Source organism: Bacillus sp. B.PNR1, from assembly GCF_030386235.1.
Lineage (GTDB): Bacteria > Bacillota > Bacilli > Bacillales > Bacillaceae > Bacillus > Bacillus stercoris.
This window is the reverse complement of record NZ_JANYMN010000001.1, coordinates 1,128,552-1,142,282: the sequence shown is the minus strand read 5'-3', so window position 1 is coordinate 1,142,282 and position 13,731 is coordinate 1,128,552. Positions and strand designations below refer to the sequence as shown.

Here is a 13,731-nt window from a genome sequence, read left to right as displayed (position 1 = left end):
TATTTGTTTTGGTACACTCTCATAGGAGGAATGATAACCAGAAATCAAACAGGGAGGTTTCACCGTTCTCAATAACAAGGGATACCGATTAGAGTGTTGAACACTATGACGGAGCAAACTGCCCAAAACATGAAGATGATTAAAGCGAAAAAGTACGGTCTGCAGAGAATAGAACAAGAAAGACACTTTATATAAAGATACTGACTGAGCCTAGAGGAAAGGGGGACGCCTAAGGTATGAACATTAGAAGAACCTTTTAAATGAGAAGGACTGAGAAAATTCTGTAAAAGATAATCCGTTCAAAAAGCAGTCGATTCCTTGTTCCATAAACCTGACATCAGAGTATATAATTAAATTCGTATTCAAAAAATCGTTTAAGTAAGGGGTATACATGAAAAGGGGAGTTAGTTTTCAAATACCGAATGAATATGGAAATTTTCTATGGAGAATACTGCAGCCAGTAGACATAGCTCATTATAAGTGGCAAACGAGTGGTGAATCTTATTTTGTTGTAGATGGAGAGCTCGATAATGAGGAGCTCTTTCATGACTTTGCTATTGTTGAAGGGGCGGATTTTACGCAACTATTAAAAACGAATCAGTACTATACCATTTTCGTTGAATTGAAAGCATTTCCACATGGAAAAACAGTTAATCAAGTCAATACATATGAAGAGTTTGCTGACAGTGATTGCGAATTTGTACTTTTGATAGCAGATAATAGCTACGTTTCGATTTACTGTAAAAACAAAAATACCATTGAAAAACTTTATTTTAATGCTTTACACAATGATTTTGAAGACGTTCAGTTTATAACTGATGAAAATGACACAAGAACAGGCCTTACTGTATGATAGCCAATAAAATAAAAGGAGCTAATACATAACAATGCAAATTAAAATCAAATATCTAGATGAAACACAAACTAGAATCAGCAAAATTGAGAAGGGGGACTGGATCGATCTTCGAGCAGCTGAGGATGTAACAATCAAAAAAGATGAATTTAAGCTTGTCCCATTAGGTGTAGCAATGGAGCTGCCAGAAGGTTACGAAGCACATGTCGTTCCTCGGTCAAGCACATATAAGAACTTTGGCGTTATTCAAACAAATTCAATGGGTGTTATCGATGAGTCATACAAGGGAGACAACGATTTTTGGTTCTTTCCTGCTTATGCATTGCGCGATACTGAAATTAAGAAGGGTGATCGTATCTGTCAGTTTAGAATCATGAAGAAAATGCCGGCGGTTGAATTGGTTGAAGTAGAGCATTTGGGAAACGAGGATAGAGGAGGACTCGGTTCAACAGGTACTAAGTAAACAAAATAAATCCTTGGCTGTCTTCATGATGTGTGATTGATCAATGCAGATTACAGCCAAGGTACATATTATCTAATTTGAACAGCAAATGATTAAATGTTTATTGAGGTCCCATTTTTATTTTTATAGCGATTAGCTAGTCTTTTATAATACATGCTTAATATGTAAAAGAACCAATAGCCTAACAAAGTCCCTAAGGTGTTAAGCATTAAATCATCCACGTCAAAACTTCTGTAAACAGATTTTATATACACTGAATACGAAAGCTGTGTTAGTTCAATAAACAAAGAAATGAAAAATCCAATTAGTAATATTTTTTTAAGGTTATTAAGCTTTTCAAATAACAGTGGAAATAAAAAGCCAACTGGGAGCAGTAATATCAGGTTTCCTCCGATTGATCTGATTACATAAAATTGTAGGCCTTCGTGATAAACATCTACAAAGAAATAAAATGGGATGAAGTTATTCCCTGATACAAATGGGAGATAAGAGTCGTACCTCATATCTTTTATCAAACCAGCATCTACGGGCAGAGGAAATAATGTAACACTTATCAAATTGAAAAAGTAAACCAATAAACAAAAGATAACGATATGCTTATGTATGGGTAATCCATCTTTTTTAAAAAGGGCTCGTTTAATGAGTCGATAAACTAGAAAGCAAAAATAGAGGACCATTAAAAATGGCAAGAGAAAAGACGAGTCGAGCATAAGTACACCACAATTTCCTTTTTGATTCATTTTAACACAAATAGGAAAATGAAGGAATTTCTAAAATAAAAGAATGTTTGATCAGAGGGCAAATAAAAACTAGGATATCATCATTAACCAAGTTAAATGGTGTGTCTGGGTCAAAACTTGCGGCTAAAAGCAATGTGACAGACTATGTTATGGAGAAATACCGATGTAAAAGAGGGGGTAACTCCTCTTTACACACAAAGGGATGGAATAAGAATCTCATTTTATCGGTGCGTGCTTACTATTTGCGATAATATTGTATTCGTAATATATTATGCCAAGCAACTGAAAATGAAGGAAGGAAATGAATTGCCATGACTCAATTCGATAAACAATACAACTCAATCATAAATGACATTATAAATAATGGAATCTCAGACGAAGAATTTCAAGTAAGAACAAAGTGGGACTCAGATGGAACACCGGCTCATACACTAAGTGTGATTAGTAAGCAAATGAGATTCGACAACTCAGAGGTTCCAATTTTAACGACAAAAAAAGTTGCCTGGAAAACAGCCATTAAAGAATTGCTCTGGATTTGGCAGCTGAAATCGAACGATGTTAATGATTTAAACAAGATGGGCGTACATATTTGGGATCAGTGGAAACAAGAAGATGGCACCATTGGTCATGCATATGGATTTCAGCTGGGGAAGAAAAACAGAAATTTAAATGGAGAAAAGGTGGATCAAGTTGATTATCTTCTTCATCAATTGAAGAATAATCCATCTTCACGCAGGCACATTACAATGCTGTGGAATCCTGATGAATTAGACGCAATGGCCTTAACACCATGTGTATACGAGACACAGTGGTACGTGAAACAAGGGAAACTCCACCTTGAGGTAAGAGCGCGGAGCAATGACATGGCTTTGGGGAATCCGTTCAATGTATTTCAGTATAATGTGTTGCAGCGCATGATTGCTCAAGTGACTGGCTATGAGCTTGGTGAATATATCTTTAACATTGGGGATTGCCATGTGTACACCCGTCATATAGACAATTTGAAAATCCAGATGGAAAGAGAACAGTTTGAAGCACCGGAACTATGGATCAATCCTGAAGTGAAAGATTTTTATGATTTTACAATCGATGATTTTAAGTTAATCAACTATAAGCATGGGGACAAGCTTTCATTTGAGGTAGCAGTTTAATGCTGCCTTTTTTTATTTTATTGTTGGTAATTTCTATAAAATTTAAATATGAAAGGATATTCTATAACAGAATATAAGTTACAAATAAAGAGAAAACAAAATTAGAGCGCATGTAACCGAAGATATTGTTTAAAAGCGTCAGATGGTCTTACGTATAAGAGGAATGGCGGATTCTTTGATCTGAAAAAATTAAATACGCGGTGAAAAGGCAATTCGTTTTATCAGGTGTAATTCCTGCTAATAATATTATAGGCCTTAAGAATATTGTGTTGCGAAGAAAAGTCTATACGATAGCTGTAAGGATTGTTGAGTCTATTCTATGCTTCAAACTTTTATCGTTAGAATTGACTGGTTTTGTATTTATACATGCGATCACATTAAAGAATCGCCGTCATAATCTCTGTTTTTCATCTATTATTCTCTTACTCAGCCTATATATAAAAAATATTCCCAACATTTAAAAATAACCATTTAAATATATTTCTAGAAATTGTATACTTATATGGTACTAAATGAATACATAGAAAGGACTGTTGTTGATGAAAAAAGTTTTTTGTAAGTTAGCCATTAGTTCGATTGCTCTATTTATATTAGGTGTTCCTAATGGCAATGTATTAGCTGCTGAAAAAGGAGCAGACAAGACTGTTAACGATGTGGCATCACAAGTACATACTGTATTTGCAAACGAGTCGACTGGATCTGGAGGCGGAGAGTTTACTGCGCAATTTGTGAACGATTTTCGCAATGTTAAGATGAATGTTAAAACGTATAAAAGCTGGTCTAGTTTTAAAAGGGTATCCGATAATATAGCAACTGGCAGTAAAGGGGGATCTATTACTGCAAACAAAACAGTTACTTTTACAACAACTGTAAGCGGATCTATTAGTGGTTTAGGAATATCTACTGCAGGCTCTGTAGCTAGCTCTAAAGGATACACTCTAAATGTTGGAGCAAATAAAAGAGTCTATATGGCATATAGAGTTAGATATAATGTAGAAGAAGGGTACAACTGTCGCAAGGATATTGTTACTGGTAAATGTGTATCAAAGAAAAAATATGTAGTTAAAAAACCTATGTATGGAGAATATGCTCTGAAAAACTATTAATTTTATATAAAAAAGATTAGCTTAAAAGCTAATCTTTTTTATTAAGAAGAAAATATCCTAATTTTGAAACTAGATACAAAGTGAAAGCGATCATTAATGTTCTTGATATAACTATTCCATGAATAGCTAAATCATATCCAGCAGGAATCAACGCTTTTGTATTAAACATAAAATACATTGATACCAGAAGAGCAATAATAACAAGAATTATCCCAAAAAGACCTGTTTTTTCGTATTTCATACAAATTCCACCCTATATTATAATGTGATATAAACAAACGAAAGAGCTGAATATTAAGATAATTCAATAATCAGCAAACAATAGAATATTGTCAAACTGTCTTTGAAGATTATTTTTGTAATAAAGAAATAATTGAAAGCCCCACAAATGAGGGGCTTTTAATAGTATCTAGTTCTATATTACTTAAATAAATCATATCAAAGTTATTTTAAAATTTCAACTTTTGTTTTACTAATATTTATTAACATTGTTAACCTTTTCAACTATAGGAGAGAATTTCTTTTGTTTCTTACTCTTTAATCCCTTAAACAAAACGTCTTATTTTATCGCATAGCTGGACAAAAGGTTCTCTGTTCATATATCTCTATAATTTTGGAAACTGAGCGGGTTTTTTAGAGAGGACGAAAATGCTAGCAAAAACCGCCAGCAATGCTGGCGGCCTTTTGCTGCTTCGTTTATTTATTAACAGAGATTGTAAGGTTATTTCCTGAAACAGAAACCTTTGCGAAATCCTGTGTATCTACCACAGGAGTGATAGCTTTATTGTCGATTGTGATGCTGTTAAAAGATGTCGAAAAGGCTGTTTTGATGGCATCACGCTGGCTTTCATAAGAAACTGCTGCAGTAGCAAGCGTTTTCCATTTTGAAATCGTGCCGATGTTGGTCCCTTGAATTTCTGTGATAATTCGTCCGGTATAGCCGTCATTGTTCGTTCCCCAAAGGGTCATGCGCGTATTGCCGTTTAAATTTTTATAGATTGTCATTTGGACTGTGCTTCCAGGGCGGAAGCCTTTATTGTATGTGAACTTGTCTTTTCCTTCGATGTACGTTTCTTCATTTTTGGATCCTACCTTCATGAGGGGCTTCCAGACGTTGTATTGCTTGCTGTACTGAAGCCCGATATCTGCCTCAGTTCCGCTTGTTGCCCTAAATCCTGAATAAATATAAGGAGTAGAGACCGTATCATATTTTACAGTGTCAGGAAGATTGATTTTAGCTGTGAAAACGGCGCCTGTACTATTCAGATAGGCGCGGCCGCCGATTCCCTTAGGCAGCTGGGAGGCTGCTTTTGCGACTTGAGCATCTGCCGCGGGCAAGCCTGGTATACCTGATGGAAGTGTTCCGAAAAGAATGGCTGTTCCTACTGCACCTGCAATCAATACTTTTTTCACTCAAATTCCCCCTTTTGATAGTGATTTCGTCATTTATTATACCTTATTTTGGAACTGGATTTATGTATATAAATCGACAAAATATTTCATTTTGAGTGACATAAGGGACGAAACGTTTCTGAAATCTGAAAGCTATATACCCTTAACAAAGGAATTAATAAGATCATAATCGTTTTAACCGATTTGAAATTTTCCTCATTATAAAAGCACAAATGCTTAAAGAAACGATAATCAAAAGAATGCGCGCTATCGTTTCCCAGCCTGTAAAAAAGGGGTGCTGTTTCATCAATGTCTGTCCTTGTAACATGATAAAAGCACAGATACCGACTAAGAAAAGAAAACAAATGCTTAGGATTGCTAACGCTTTACGTGAGTATGTTTTCATTTCATCTTTAAAATACAGCAATACGAAAACAAAGCAGCTAACATTGGCGATTGTTCTTATCACCTCAAAGCTTGTCATGGCAACTGATATAAATAGACAAAGTAAAATGAGATAAAATACGATGTTTCTAGACAAAGTGTGTGATACTCTAAGAGTTTATAAACATTTCTTTGTAACTGCAATACTTGGAAATCGAATTGAATCTGCCTATATAAGAACTAAATAAACTATGTACTAAATATTCATCATTCTTTTTTTAATTCAGTCACCAAGGTTTTTATAGAAAGTGAAGGGAAGCTTCAAGATGATAGTGCTCAAAAAAGCCCGGCATTAGCCGGGGAAAAGTGAAAACGAGGAGATGTGAATGGAGTTTAGTAATGTTTCTTATGCTTTTTATACTCTACAACATAATCATAGTCTTTTTTGTCGTGATCATAATATTTTTTATCGTAATCACAGTCATCATCTTTCTTATGATAGTCATCATATTTTTTGTCATAATCACAGTCGTCATCTTTTTTATCATAGTGGTATTTTTTATCATATTCGTAATACTTTTTATAATACGTTTTTTTGACCGTATAATACTCTTCTTTATATTTTTTGTAATAACCCATATATACTCCTCCTTTATTTATAATACGTTTTATTATACGGCGAGTTGATTTTGCGGCTTGGACAGTTAAAATCATAGAAGGAAAAAAGGGCTGTCCAAATGGAAGAAAAAAGACAGGTGACATAGAAACAAATCAAAATAAAGAGCCGATTTTTCATCGGCCCAAACGATTTATCTTATATTTGTTTGTCTTCTTTGTTGTCTGCATCACTTTTTCTTAAATCCTGAGTCAGTCCGCTGGTTGCTTGTTTAAATTCTGATAAGGCTTTTCCTGCTGCACGGCCAAGCGCCGGCAGTTTATCAGGTCCAAACACTAAAAAACCTACAAACAAAATAACGAGTATTTTTGTGAAGCTTAATTCCATATCCCTTTCCTCCTGATTGAAGTACAACCTTTTACACAAATTATAAGAGATGGCAGTTCAAATGGGAATTCATTTATTTTGACAAATTAAAACCAGCACAAAAGCGGATTCTTAAAACGGCTGCTGCTGAATATAATGTCCAATGCCCTGTCTAAGGTGATTGAAATAAAGGAGAGGTGTGACTGATGAGATTTACTAAGGTATTTGGATTTTTGTCTGTTTTAGGGCTGGCGGCGGTTTTTCCATTAACGGCACAAGCAGAAAAAGCGGGAACTGCGGGAGCTGGAGAGTGGGATAAGTTGGGGACTTACACATATACCTACTCAAGTCCCGCGGTATACTCGAGCGGAGGAGATTTTAGAGTGTGCCTTTCAGGAAGCACTCCTTTTTCTGTCTCACTGCACTTATATGAGGATGATGCCGGCGACAATCCTGATGATTATGTAGGGTCAAACTATTTTTCACCCGGAGAATGCTACACCTTTGGCAGTATTGGAAAATTTGTAGACGGGAGCAATAACAAGGCTGAGTTTTTTGTCACCGATTACTCTGGAAAATCTAAAGCGGTTACGTTTTATGATTGATGTGCTCAAATTGTGAAGTACAACCCTTTGTTAAAAACAAAAAAGAGAGAGGTATCTCTCTCTTTTTTTATTCTTCGACAGCCTTACGAAGCCGTTCATTTACGATGCCAGTCCAGCCGCCATCCATCTTATCGCGAATGACGGAGCTTTTCTCGTTGGCTTTTCCGATCAATTCATTCGGCTCTTTCCAGCCGCCGTGAATAAGGGTAAACCTCGTTTTTTCCCCCAAGTCTTCTAATTGAAAGGTAACGGTCCATCCTTCTGTATCCCATTCAAAAGAAAGTTCAGTTGGAGCTTGAACAGCCAAAACTTTACAAGTGGACGGTCCAAACGGTGATTGCAAGTGGAATTCTTGTCCTTCTTTGAGCTGAAAGTCATTGGGCATAAACCACTTGGCAATGCCTTCTGAAGTGGAGACTGTCTCCCAGACTTTCTGAATGGGAGCCTCCAGGGTAATGCTTTTCGTAATATCTGGTAATGTATTTTCGTGATTTTGAGCCATTTCGTTTACCTCTTGATATATGATGTTTTTTCAATTTAATCATATAATAACTAATAAGATCATGTCCATAGCTTGCATTGTTTATGCTGCAGCTGCTGATGAATAGTGTATCAGCCGAAAATGTATAGTTGTGATTGCATTCTAGCTTATGTTTGAATCAGGTTCCTGTTCAGCCCATTTATTTTGCGCGATTTTGCTGTGCTTATCAGTTTTGTTTTAATAGTAAATCTGCCATTTTTCTAAAACAGGAGGTTTTTTAATGCTTGGAAAAATCAAAGCAGCCATTGATAACAGTCCAGGGAAGCCAGCCAGAATCGTAGTTAGTGAAAAAGCGTTTCAGCAATTAAAGGAAGAAATGCGCTTTGTTTACGTATCCAAACCGAAAACGATAATGGGGATTCCTGTGGAAGTTTCAGATCAGGCAGAAAGCTTTAAACTGGAATTTTAGTTCATTCGAGGCTATCTAAAAAAGATTTTATTTCTTGAAGGCATGATGAAATGTTCATCATGCTTTTCTTATTGAGAAAAAAGACAAACATAAAATATAGATATACGGGAAAAATAATCCTATTAGAGAGAGAAGGGAATTGACAGATGGATAACATGATATCAACTCTTACTGACTGGAATGTATGGTTTCAAGCGTTAGTTGTATTTCTCGTTCCATATGTCATCTATAAAGTGTTTACTTGGATACATGTATAAGAAGGTGCAATGATGAGGTGGCGGAATCAGTTTAAAACACAGAAGCAGCAAGAATCAGATCATTCAACAACTGAAAAGAAGGATCAGGGTGTGTTAACCGGTAACATCGGATACGATACAGAACAGGTAAAAAGAATAATTGGACATAACGGGGACGTTCATTTCCGAGAGCTTGAAATCACTCATTTACATGTAAAAGCGTCATTAATCTTTGTTGAAGGGCTGTCTGACCAAGATTTGATTCATAAAGTCCTATCAGTATTAATCATGAATCATACTCATCAGGTCAGCGACCAATTTTCTCAAGCCGGAAAAGACATTTTTACTTCGAAACAGATAAAAAATCAAATCGTGTCAATCGGTGATGTTATAGAATCAGAGAAAATCAGTGATATCGTATTGAGTGTTTTCATGGGTTCGGCAGCGCTTCTCATCGATGGAATGCCGCAGGCCTTTCTTCTGGGAACCGTAAAAAAACAAAATCGAAGTATCGAGGAGCCGCTTTCAGAAGCGCTTGTCAGAGGGCCGCGCACAGGCTTTACAGAAGAGCTGAGTACGAATACAGCTCTTTTAAGACAGCAAGGAAAAAATGATCAATTAACATTGCAGAGATTTGAAGTAGGGACACGATTAAAGAAGGATTTAATCATTGCATATATGAATGATATTGCAGATCCAAAAGTGGTCGAGGAAGTAAAAAAACGAGTGAGAGGGATTGAGATCGATCATTTGCCGGAGTCAGGCTATGTTGAACAGTTAATTGAGGATAGTTATTTGAGCCCATTCCCGCAAGTTCAGAGTACAGAACGTCCTGATCGCGTCATAAGCGGATTAATGGAAGGAAGAGTAGCCATTCTGCTTGACGGCACTCCGTTTGCTTTGATTGTTCCGGTCACTTTCAGCATGATGCTTCAATCGCCTGAAGATTATTATGAACGGTGGTTCCCGAGCTCGCTCATCAGATTGCTGAGGTTCATAGCAGCATTGATTACGTTATTCGCACCGGCTTTATATATATCATTCATTTCTTTTCATCCTGGGTTAATTCCGACCAAGCTGGCGATTTCAATTTCCGGGACGCGCCAAGGCGTTCCATTTCCATCCCTCATTGAAGCCTTATTTATGGAAGTTGCAATCGAAATTTTAAGAGAAGCTGGGCTTCGTCTGCCAAAACCCATTGGACCCGCAATCGGCATAGTCGGCGGATTAATCATCGGAGAAGCAGCTGTGCAGGCGGGAATTGTCAGTCCAATCATGGTCATTGTCGTTGCGCTCACAGCAATTTCTTCATTTGCCATTCCGCATTACAGCACAGGCATAGCACTTCGGATGCTTCGGTTTGGCGCGATGTTTTGTGCGGCGGTGTTTGGATTGTTTGGAGTTATTATGTATTATCTGCTGCTAAGCAGCCATGTTGTGAAGCTAAAGAGCTTTGGTGTGCCATACGCAAGTCCGGCAGTGCCTTATCGCTTAAAAGATTGGAAAGACTTTGTAATCAGAATGCCACTTTTAGTCATGAAGCGCCGGCCTAAAATGATGAATACAGATAATACAAAACGGGTGAAATGATGAACTCGACAGGATGGTGAAAAGCCACATGTTCAGCCCAACCAGTAAAATCACAACCGGTCAGGCAACGATTATCATCATTAATTATATGCTTGCTTCCGGAGTTCTTACGCTCCCTCGGACAGTAACAGAACAAACACAATCTCCTGATGGATGGATTTCAGTTTTATTAGGCGGGGGCATAGCGGTAATAGCAGGGATGATTATAGTTAAATTAAGCCAGCAATACCCTAAGGAAACCTTTTATGAATACTCCGGACATATTGTAGGAAAATGGCTTGGACATCTAATCAGTATTGTTTTTATTACTTATTTTCTGGCACTCGGTGCATTTGAAGTCAGAGTCATGTCCGAAATCGTGGATTTCTTCCTCCTCGAAGGGACACCGTCTTGGGCCATCATTATGACAGTTCTTTGGATTGGGCTTTATTCAATTACACAAGGTCTTGATCCAATTGCACGGCTTTTTGAAATGATTTTTCCGATTACGGTCATCATCTTTTTAACGATAGCCCTCATGAGTTTAGGCATATTTGAAATCAACAATTTGCGCCCTGTATTAGGTGATGGAATCATGCCGGTTCTCAGAGGGATAAAGACAACGAACCTTTCATTTACATGTTCAGAAATTATGCTCATTTTAGTAGCATTTATGAAAAAGCCGAAAAATGCGGGGAAAGCGGTTGTGATCGGGACAGGCGTTGTGACCTGTTTTTATATGATTACGCTGATTATGGTCATCGGTGCACTCTCAGTTGAAGGAGTTGTGACGAGAACATGGCCGGGGCTTGACCTGATGAGAAGTTTTGAAATACCTGGTTTAATATTTGAACGGTTTGAGTCATTTCTGCTTGTGATTTGGATTATGCAGCTTTTTGCCACGTTTATTATTACGTTTTATGCAGCTTCCCTGGGAGTCTCACAGGTTTTTAAAAAGAAACCCCTTTCATGCATGTTTGGGCTGCTTCCTGTTATTTATATCCTCTCTTGCATGCCGAAAAATGAAAATGATGTCTTCATTTTGGGCGATACGGTCAGTCATATCGCTTTGTATATTTTTGGGGCTTTACCGATTTTGCTGTTAGTCATATCGAAATGGAGGAAAAGAGGTGAAAAGTAAACTAAAACGTCCAGTGCCTGCTATTGTCATAGTATGTCTGCTGATGGTTTTCATAACAGGATGCTGGAGCAGCCGGGAAATAGAGGATCTGGGTCTCACATTCGCTATCGCAATTGATAAAGGAAAAGAAACTAACACTGAAAAAGAGTTAAAAGAAGAGGGAGGGAGCTACCCGAAAAAAGACAACATTACGCTGACCTATCAATTTGTTAATGAAAAAGCGGCAGGTGCTGGCACAAGCGGGGGCGGCGGTAGCGGAAAAGGGGATCAAAAAGCATATATAAATATAAGTGAAACAGGGGATTCATTACAGCAGATCGGAAGTGAGGTTGCGTTAAGACGAGACCGGGAAGTGTTTAGCCCGCATTTAAAAGTTGTTGTTCTGAGTGAAGATGTGCTGCGCACATATTCTATCGGCAAAATGCTGGATCAATTTTTTCGTGATAATGAAATCAGGCTGAGCTGTCTTGTTTTATCTGCAAAAGGGGAAGCAAGAGAAGCTCTCCAATTGAAAGAGAACGGAGAAATTCCGGCATTTCGGCTGATTGGATTAGGCGAAAATAAACATAAAGCTTCCAGAATTCTTCCCCCAATGACACTCGCAAAACTGATCGGAAAACTGCATTCTGGCAGCAGTTTTTTACTGCAAAATGTGGTTGCGGCGAATGGAGCGGTCAAGTATTCCGGAGCAACTGTAATCAACGGAAAATCGAGAAAAGTGATCGGCACGTTAAATGAATATGAAACTGAGGGGATTACATGGATTAGAGGAGAAGGAAAAGGCGGAGTTGTCAAAAGCCATGATAAAAAGAGCCAACAAACGATAGCGTACGATATCAATAAAATAAAAAGCAAAATTAAGCCAATCGTCAAAGGATCAGATATTTCTTTTCATGTCGATATTGAATCAGAAGGCGATTTGGTTGAAAACTGGAACACTAAAGAGGTGTTAGACACTCAGTTTATAGATCGCCTCGAAACGAATATTGAAAATGAGGTAAAGAAAATAGTTGGTCATGTACTAAAAAAAATACAGCATGAGTATAAAGCGGATGTTGCGGGTTTTGATGAATCTTTAAGAATTGCATATCCCCACTTATGGAAAAGGGTGAAAAATAATTGGAATGACACCTTCAGTAAAGCCGACATCACATACAGCGTGAACATCACAATTACTCATTACGGGACGGTGAAGACTCAGTAATGAATCACAAGGAAGAGAAGAAAACCTCTCTTCTTTTTTTCTTGCATTTTTTAGGATTAAGATCCTTTTTTTGAAGAGATATACACTTATCAAATCGACCAATATGCTAATATAGGAATTGCTTGAAATAGAAGGGAGGAGGGGCTATGAGACAGAAACCGATTTATGTAGAAATCGAAATGAATTCTGATTTGGATACACTCTGGGAATATACACAAAATCCATCACTGCATAAGGAGTGGGATCTCCGGTTTTCAAATATCACGTATTTGGATAGACAGCCATGCGAAAAACAGAAGTTTCTTTACGAAACAAGAATAGGTTTTGGGTTAAAGGTGTCAGGTACAGGAGAAACCGTCGGCGTTTTCGACAAATGTTCAGCTGAAAGATCTTCCTCACTGGCTTTCGGCTCAAATCATCCGTTATCTCTGATTCGGCATGGAAGCGGGTACTGGAGGTATATACAGAGAGAAAATGGGAAAATGACGTTTTTAACACAGTACCAATATAAAACAGCCTACGGACTGCCGGGAATGTGGATCGATCGTTTATTATTTCGGCCGCTGCTTGGATGGGCGACTGCCTGGAGCTTTGATGCATTAAGGCTTTGGATTGAGCAAAATAAACATCCGAAACATTTCATTCGATCTGCTGTCGTCTATGTGTTCATGTGCCTGTTTTTCAGCCTGTTTTGGTTTAATCAAGGCTTTACAGATGTTGAAACAAGCATTTTGGCAGGGACAGCGGAGATAGGTTTAGCTATTTTGTGGCTGATTCCTTTAAAAAGAAAATGGATCATTCATGGTGTCCAGGCTTGTATCTTTGCTTTGTTCGCTTGTCTAGGTTCCGATATGCTCATATGGGTTCTGTTGAGTGTGTTTTCTGCGGCAAGCGGTGCTCTTAGCCTGCAGCTCCCTAGTGCCATGCGCACAAATCGAAAGAGAAAGAAGTGACA

The 13,731-nt window shown here is 37.7% G+C and carries 17 protein-coding genes and 1 pseudogene; 11 read left to right on the top strand and 7 right to left on the bottom strand.

All coding sequences use genetic code 11. From position 1 onward, the window contains the following. The first annotated feature begins 391 nt into the window (after positions 1–391). Both NZD81_RS06185 and dutA read left to right on the top strand, forming a co-directional pair. Positions 392–853 carry a DUF2691 family protein gene (locus NZD81_RS06185; protein WP_282372183.1) on the top strand — a complete coding sequence of 154 codons (462 nt, stop codon included), beginning with the start codon at positions 392–394 and terminating at the stop codon, positions 851–853. A 34-nt stretch (positions 854–887) separates the two neighbouring features. Then, positions 888–1,316: a dUTP diphosphatase DutA gene (gene dutA / locus NZD81_RS06180; RefSeq protein ID WP_069149646.1), complete on the top strand. Its 429-nt coding sequence runs from the start codon at positions 888–890 to the stop codon at positions 1,314–1,316. A gap of 92 nt (positions 1,317–1,408) precedes the next feature. On the opposite strand, the gene NZD81_RS06175 is transcribed toward dutA, so the two are convergent. Then, the gene (locus tag NZD81_RS06175; RefSeq protein WP_240345568.1) at positions 1,409–1,993 is read right to left on the bottom strand and encodes a VanZ family protein; all 585 of its coding nucleotides are present in this window, start codon (positions 1,991–1,993) and stop codon (positions 1,409–1,411) included. Positions 1,994–2,367: 374 nt separating this feature from the next. Between NZD81_RS06175 and NZD81_RS06170 the strand changes: the two genes are divergently transcribed. Both NZD81_RS06170 and NZD81_RS06165 read left to right on the top strand, forming a co-directional pair. Then, positions 2,368–3,207 (top strand): thymidylate synthase, encoded by an 840-nt coding sequence (locus tag NZD81_RS06170; protein ID WP_136654431.1) that lies wholly within the window; start codon positions 2,368–2,370, stop codon positions 3,205–3,207. A 539-nt stretch (positions 3,208–3,746) separates the two neighbouring features. Then, positions 3,747–4,313 carry a hypothetical protein gene (locus tag NZD81_RS06165; protein ID WP_069149648.1) on the top strand — a complete coding sequence of 189 codons (567 nt, stop codon included), beginning with the start codon at positions 3,747–3,749 and terminating at the stop codon, positions 4,311–4,313. Between the two features lie 28 nt (positions 4,314–4,341). On the opposite strand, the gene NZD81_RS06160 is transcribed toward NZD81_RS06165, so the two are convergent. The 5 genes from NZD81_RS06160 to NZD81_RS06140 form a co-directional block, all read right to left on the bottom strand. After that, a complete protein-coding gene (locus NZD81_RS06160) occupies positions 4,342–4,554 on the bottom strand; it encodes a hypothetical protein (RefSeq protein WP_040083057.1) in 213 nt (70 codons plus the stop codon). 455 nt (positions 4,555–5,009) lie between these two features. Beyond that, a complete protein-coding gene (locus NZD81_RS06155; RefSeq protein ID WP_136654430.1) occupies positions 5,010–5,726 on the bottom strand; it encodes a YrpD family protein in 717 nt (238 codons plus the stop codon). A 163-nt stretch (positions 5,727–5,889) separates the two neighbouring features. Continuing rightward, a complete protein-coding gene (locus NZD81_RS06150; RefSeq protein WP_040083055.1) occupies positions 5,890–6,246 on the bottom strand; it encodes a YoqO family protein in 357 nt (118 codons plus the stop codon). A 236-nt stretch (positions 6,247–6,482) separates the two neighbouring features. After that, positions 6,483–6,728 (bottom strand): hypothetical protein, encoded by a 246-nt coding sequence (locus NZD81_RS06145; protein WP_040083053.1) that lies wholly within the window; start codon positions 6,726–6,728, stop codon positions 6,483–6,485. A 175-nt stretch (positions 6,729–6,903) separates the two neighbouring features. Next, the gene (locus NZD81_RS06140; RefSeq protein WP_014664108.1) at positions 6,904–7,092 is read right to left on the bottom strand and encodes a twin-arginine translocase TatA/TatE family subunit; all 189 of its coding nucleotides are present in this window, start codon (positions 7,090–7,092) and stop codon (positions 6,904–6,906) included. Positions 7,093–7,163: 71 nt separating this feature from the next. On the opposite strand from NZD81_RS06140, the pseudogene NZD81_RS21250 reads away from it, so the two are divergent. Further along, positions 7,164–7,238: pseudogene (locus NZD81_RS21250) on the top strand (hypothetical protein); the annotation flags it as partial. Between the two features lie 39 nt (positions 7,239–7,277). Beyond that, on the top strand, positions 7,278–7,676 hold the full coding sequence (locus NZD81_RS06135; RefSeq protein WP_095432840.1) for a hypothetical protein: 399 nt from the start codon (positions 7,278–7,280) through the stop codon (positions 7,674–7,676). 67 nt (positions 7,677–7,743) lie between these two features. Here the strand turns inward: NZD81_RS06135 and NZD81_RS06130 are convergent, their stop codons facing one another. Then, on the bottom strand, positions 7,744–8,178 hold the full coding sequence (locus NZD81_RS06130; RefSeq protein ID WP_282374316.1) for an SRPBCC family protein: 435 nt from the start codon (positions 8,176–8,178) through the stop codon (positions 7,744–7,746). 259 nt (positions 8,179–8,437) lie between these two features. Between NZD81_RS06130 and NZD81_RS06125 the strand changes: the two genes are divergently transcribed. The 5 genes from NZD81_RS06125 (at position 8,438) to NZD81_RS06105 (ending at position 13,729) form a co-directional block, all read left to right on the top strand. Next, positions 8,438–8,626 (top strand): hypothetical protein, encoded by a 189-nt coding sequence (locus tag NZD81_RS06125; RefSeq protein WP_014664111.1) that lies wholly within the window; start codon positions 8,438–8,440, stop codon positions 8,624–8,626. A gap of 266 nt (positions 8,627–8,892) precedes the next feature. Then, positions 8,893–10,452: a spore germination protein gene (locus NZD81_RS06120; protein ID WP_282372194.1), complete on the top strand. Its 1,560-nt coding sequence runs from the start codon at positions 8,893–8,895 to the stop codon at positions 10,450–10,452. 28 nt (positions 10,453–10,480) lie between these two features. Further along, the gene (locus tag NZD81_RS06115; RefSeq protein WP_014664113.1) at positions 10,481–11,572 is read left to right on the top strand and encodes a spore germination protein; all 1,092 of its coding nucleotides are present in this window, start codon (positions 10,481–10,483) and stop codon (positions 11,570–11,572) included. Continuing rightward, complete coding sequence (locus NZD81_RS06110; protein WP_282374317.1) at positions 11,562–12,776, top strand: Ger(x)C family spore germination protein; 1,215 nt, start codon at positions 11,562–11,564, stop codon at positions 12,774–12,776. Before NZD81_RS06115 ends, NZD81_RS06110 begins: the two co-directional genes overlap by 11 nt. Before the next feature lie 146 nt (positions 12,777–12,922). Continuing rightward, the gene (locus tag NZD81_RS06105; RefSeq protein WP_071581683.1) at positions 12,923–13,729 is read left to right on the top strand and encodes a hypothetical protein; all 807 of its coding nucleotides are present in this window, start codon (positions 12,923–12,925) and stop codon (positions 13,727–13,729) included. Positions 13,730–13,731: the final 2 nt, after the last annotated feature.

Bases quoted from the DNA above. Each gene is read 5' to 3' on its own strand.
- NZD81_RS06185 (WP_282372183.1), top strand. From the start codon at position 392: ATGAAAAGGGGAGTTAGTTTTCAAATACCGAATGAATATGGAAATTTT.
- dutA (WP_069149646.1), top strand. From the start codon at position 888: ATGCAAATTAAAATCAAATATCTAGATGAAACACAAACTAGAATCAGC.
- NZD81_RS06175 (WP_240345568.1), bottom strand. From the start codon at position 1,993: ATGGTCCTCTATTTTTGCTTTCTAGTTTATCGACTCATTAAACGAGCC.
- NZD81_RS06170 (WP_136654431.1), top strand. From the start codon at position 2,368: ATGACTCAATTCGATAAACAATACAACTCAATCATAAATGACATTATA.
- NZD81_RS06165 (WP_069149648.1), top strand. From the start codon at position 3,747: ATGAAAAAAGTTTTTTGTAAGTTAGCCATTAGTTCGATTGCTCTATTT.
- NZD81_RS06160 (WP_040083057.1), bottom strand. From the start codon at position 4,554: ATGAAATACGAAAAAACAGGTCTTTTTGGGATAATTCTTGTTATTATT.
- NZD81_RS06145 (WP_040083053.1), bottom strand. From the start codon at position 6,728: ATGGGTTATTACAAAAAATATAAAGAAGAGTATTATACGGTCAAAAAA.
- NZD81_RS06140 (WP_014664108.1), bottom strand. From the start codon at position 7,092: ATGGAATTAAGCTTCACAAAAATACTCGTTATTTTGTTTGTAGGTTTT.
- NZD81_RS06135 (WP_095432840.1), top strand. From the start codon at position 7,278: ATGAGATTTACTAAGGTATTTGGATTTTTGTCTGTTTTAGGGCTGGCG.
- NZD81_RS06130 (WP_282374316.1), bottom strand. From the start codon at position 8,178: ATGGCTCAAAATCACGAAAATACATTACCAGATATTACGAAAAGCATT.
- NZD81_RS06125 (WP_014664111.1), top strand. From the start codon at position 8,438: ATGCTTGGAAAAATCAAAGCAGCCATTGATAACAGTCCAGGGAAGCCA.
- NZD81_RS06120 (WP_282372194.1), top strand. From the start codon at position 8,893: ATGATGAGGTGGCGGAATCAGTTTAAAACACAGAAGCAGCAAGAATCA.
- NZD81_RS06115 (WP_014664113.1), top strand. From the start codon at position 10,481: ATGTTCAGCCCAACCAGTAAAATCACAACCGGTCAGGCAACGATTATC.
- NZD81_RS06105 (WP_071581683.1), top strand. From the start codon at position 12,923: ATGAGACAGAAACCGATTTATGTAGAAATCGAAATGAATTCTGATTTG.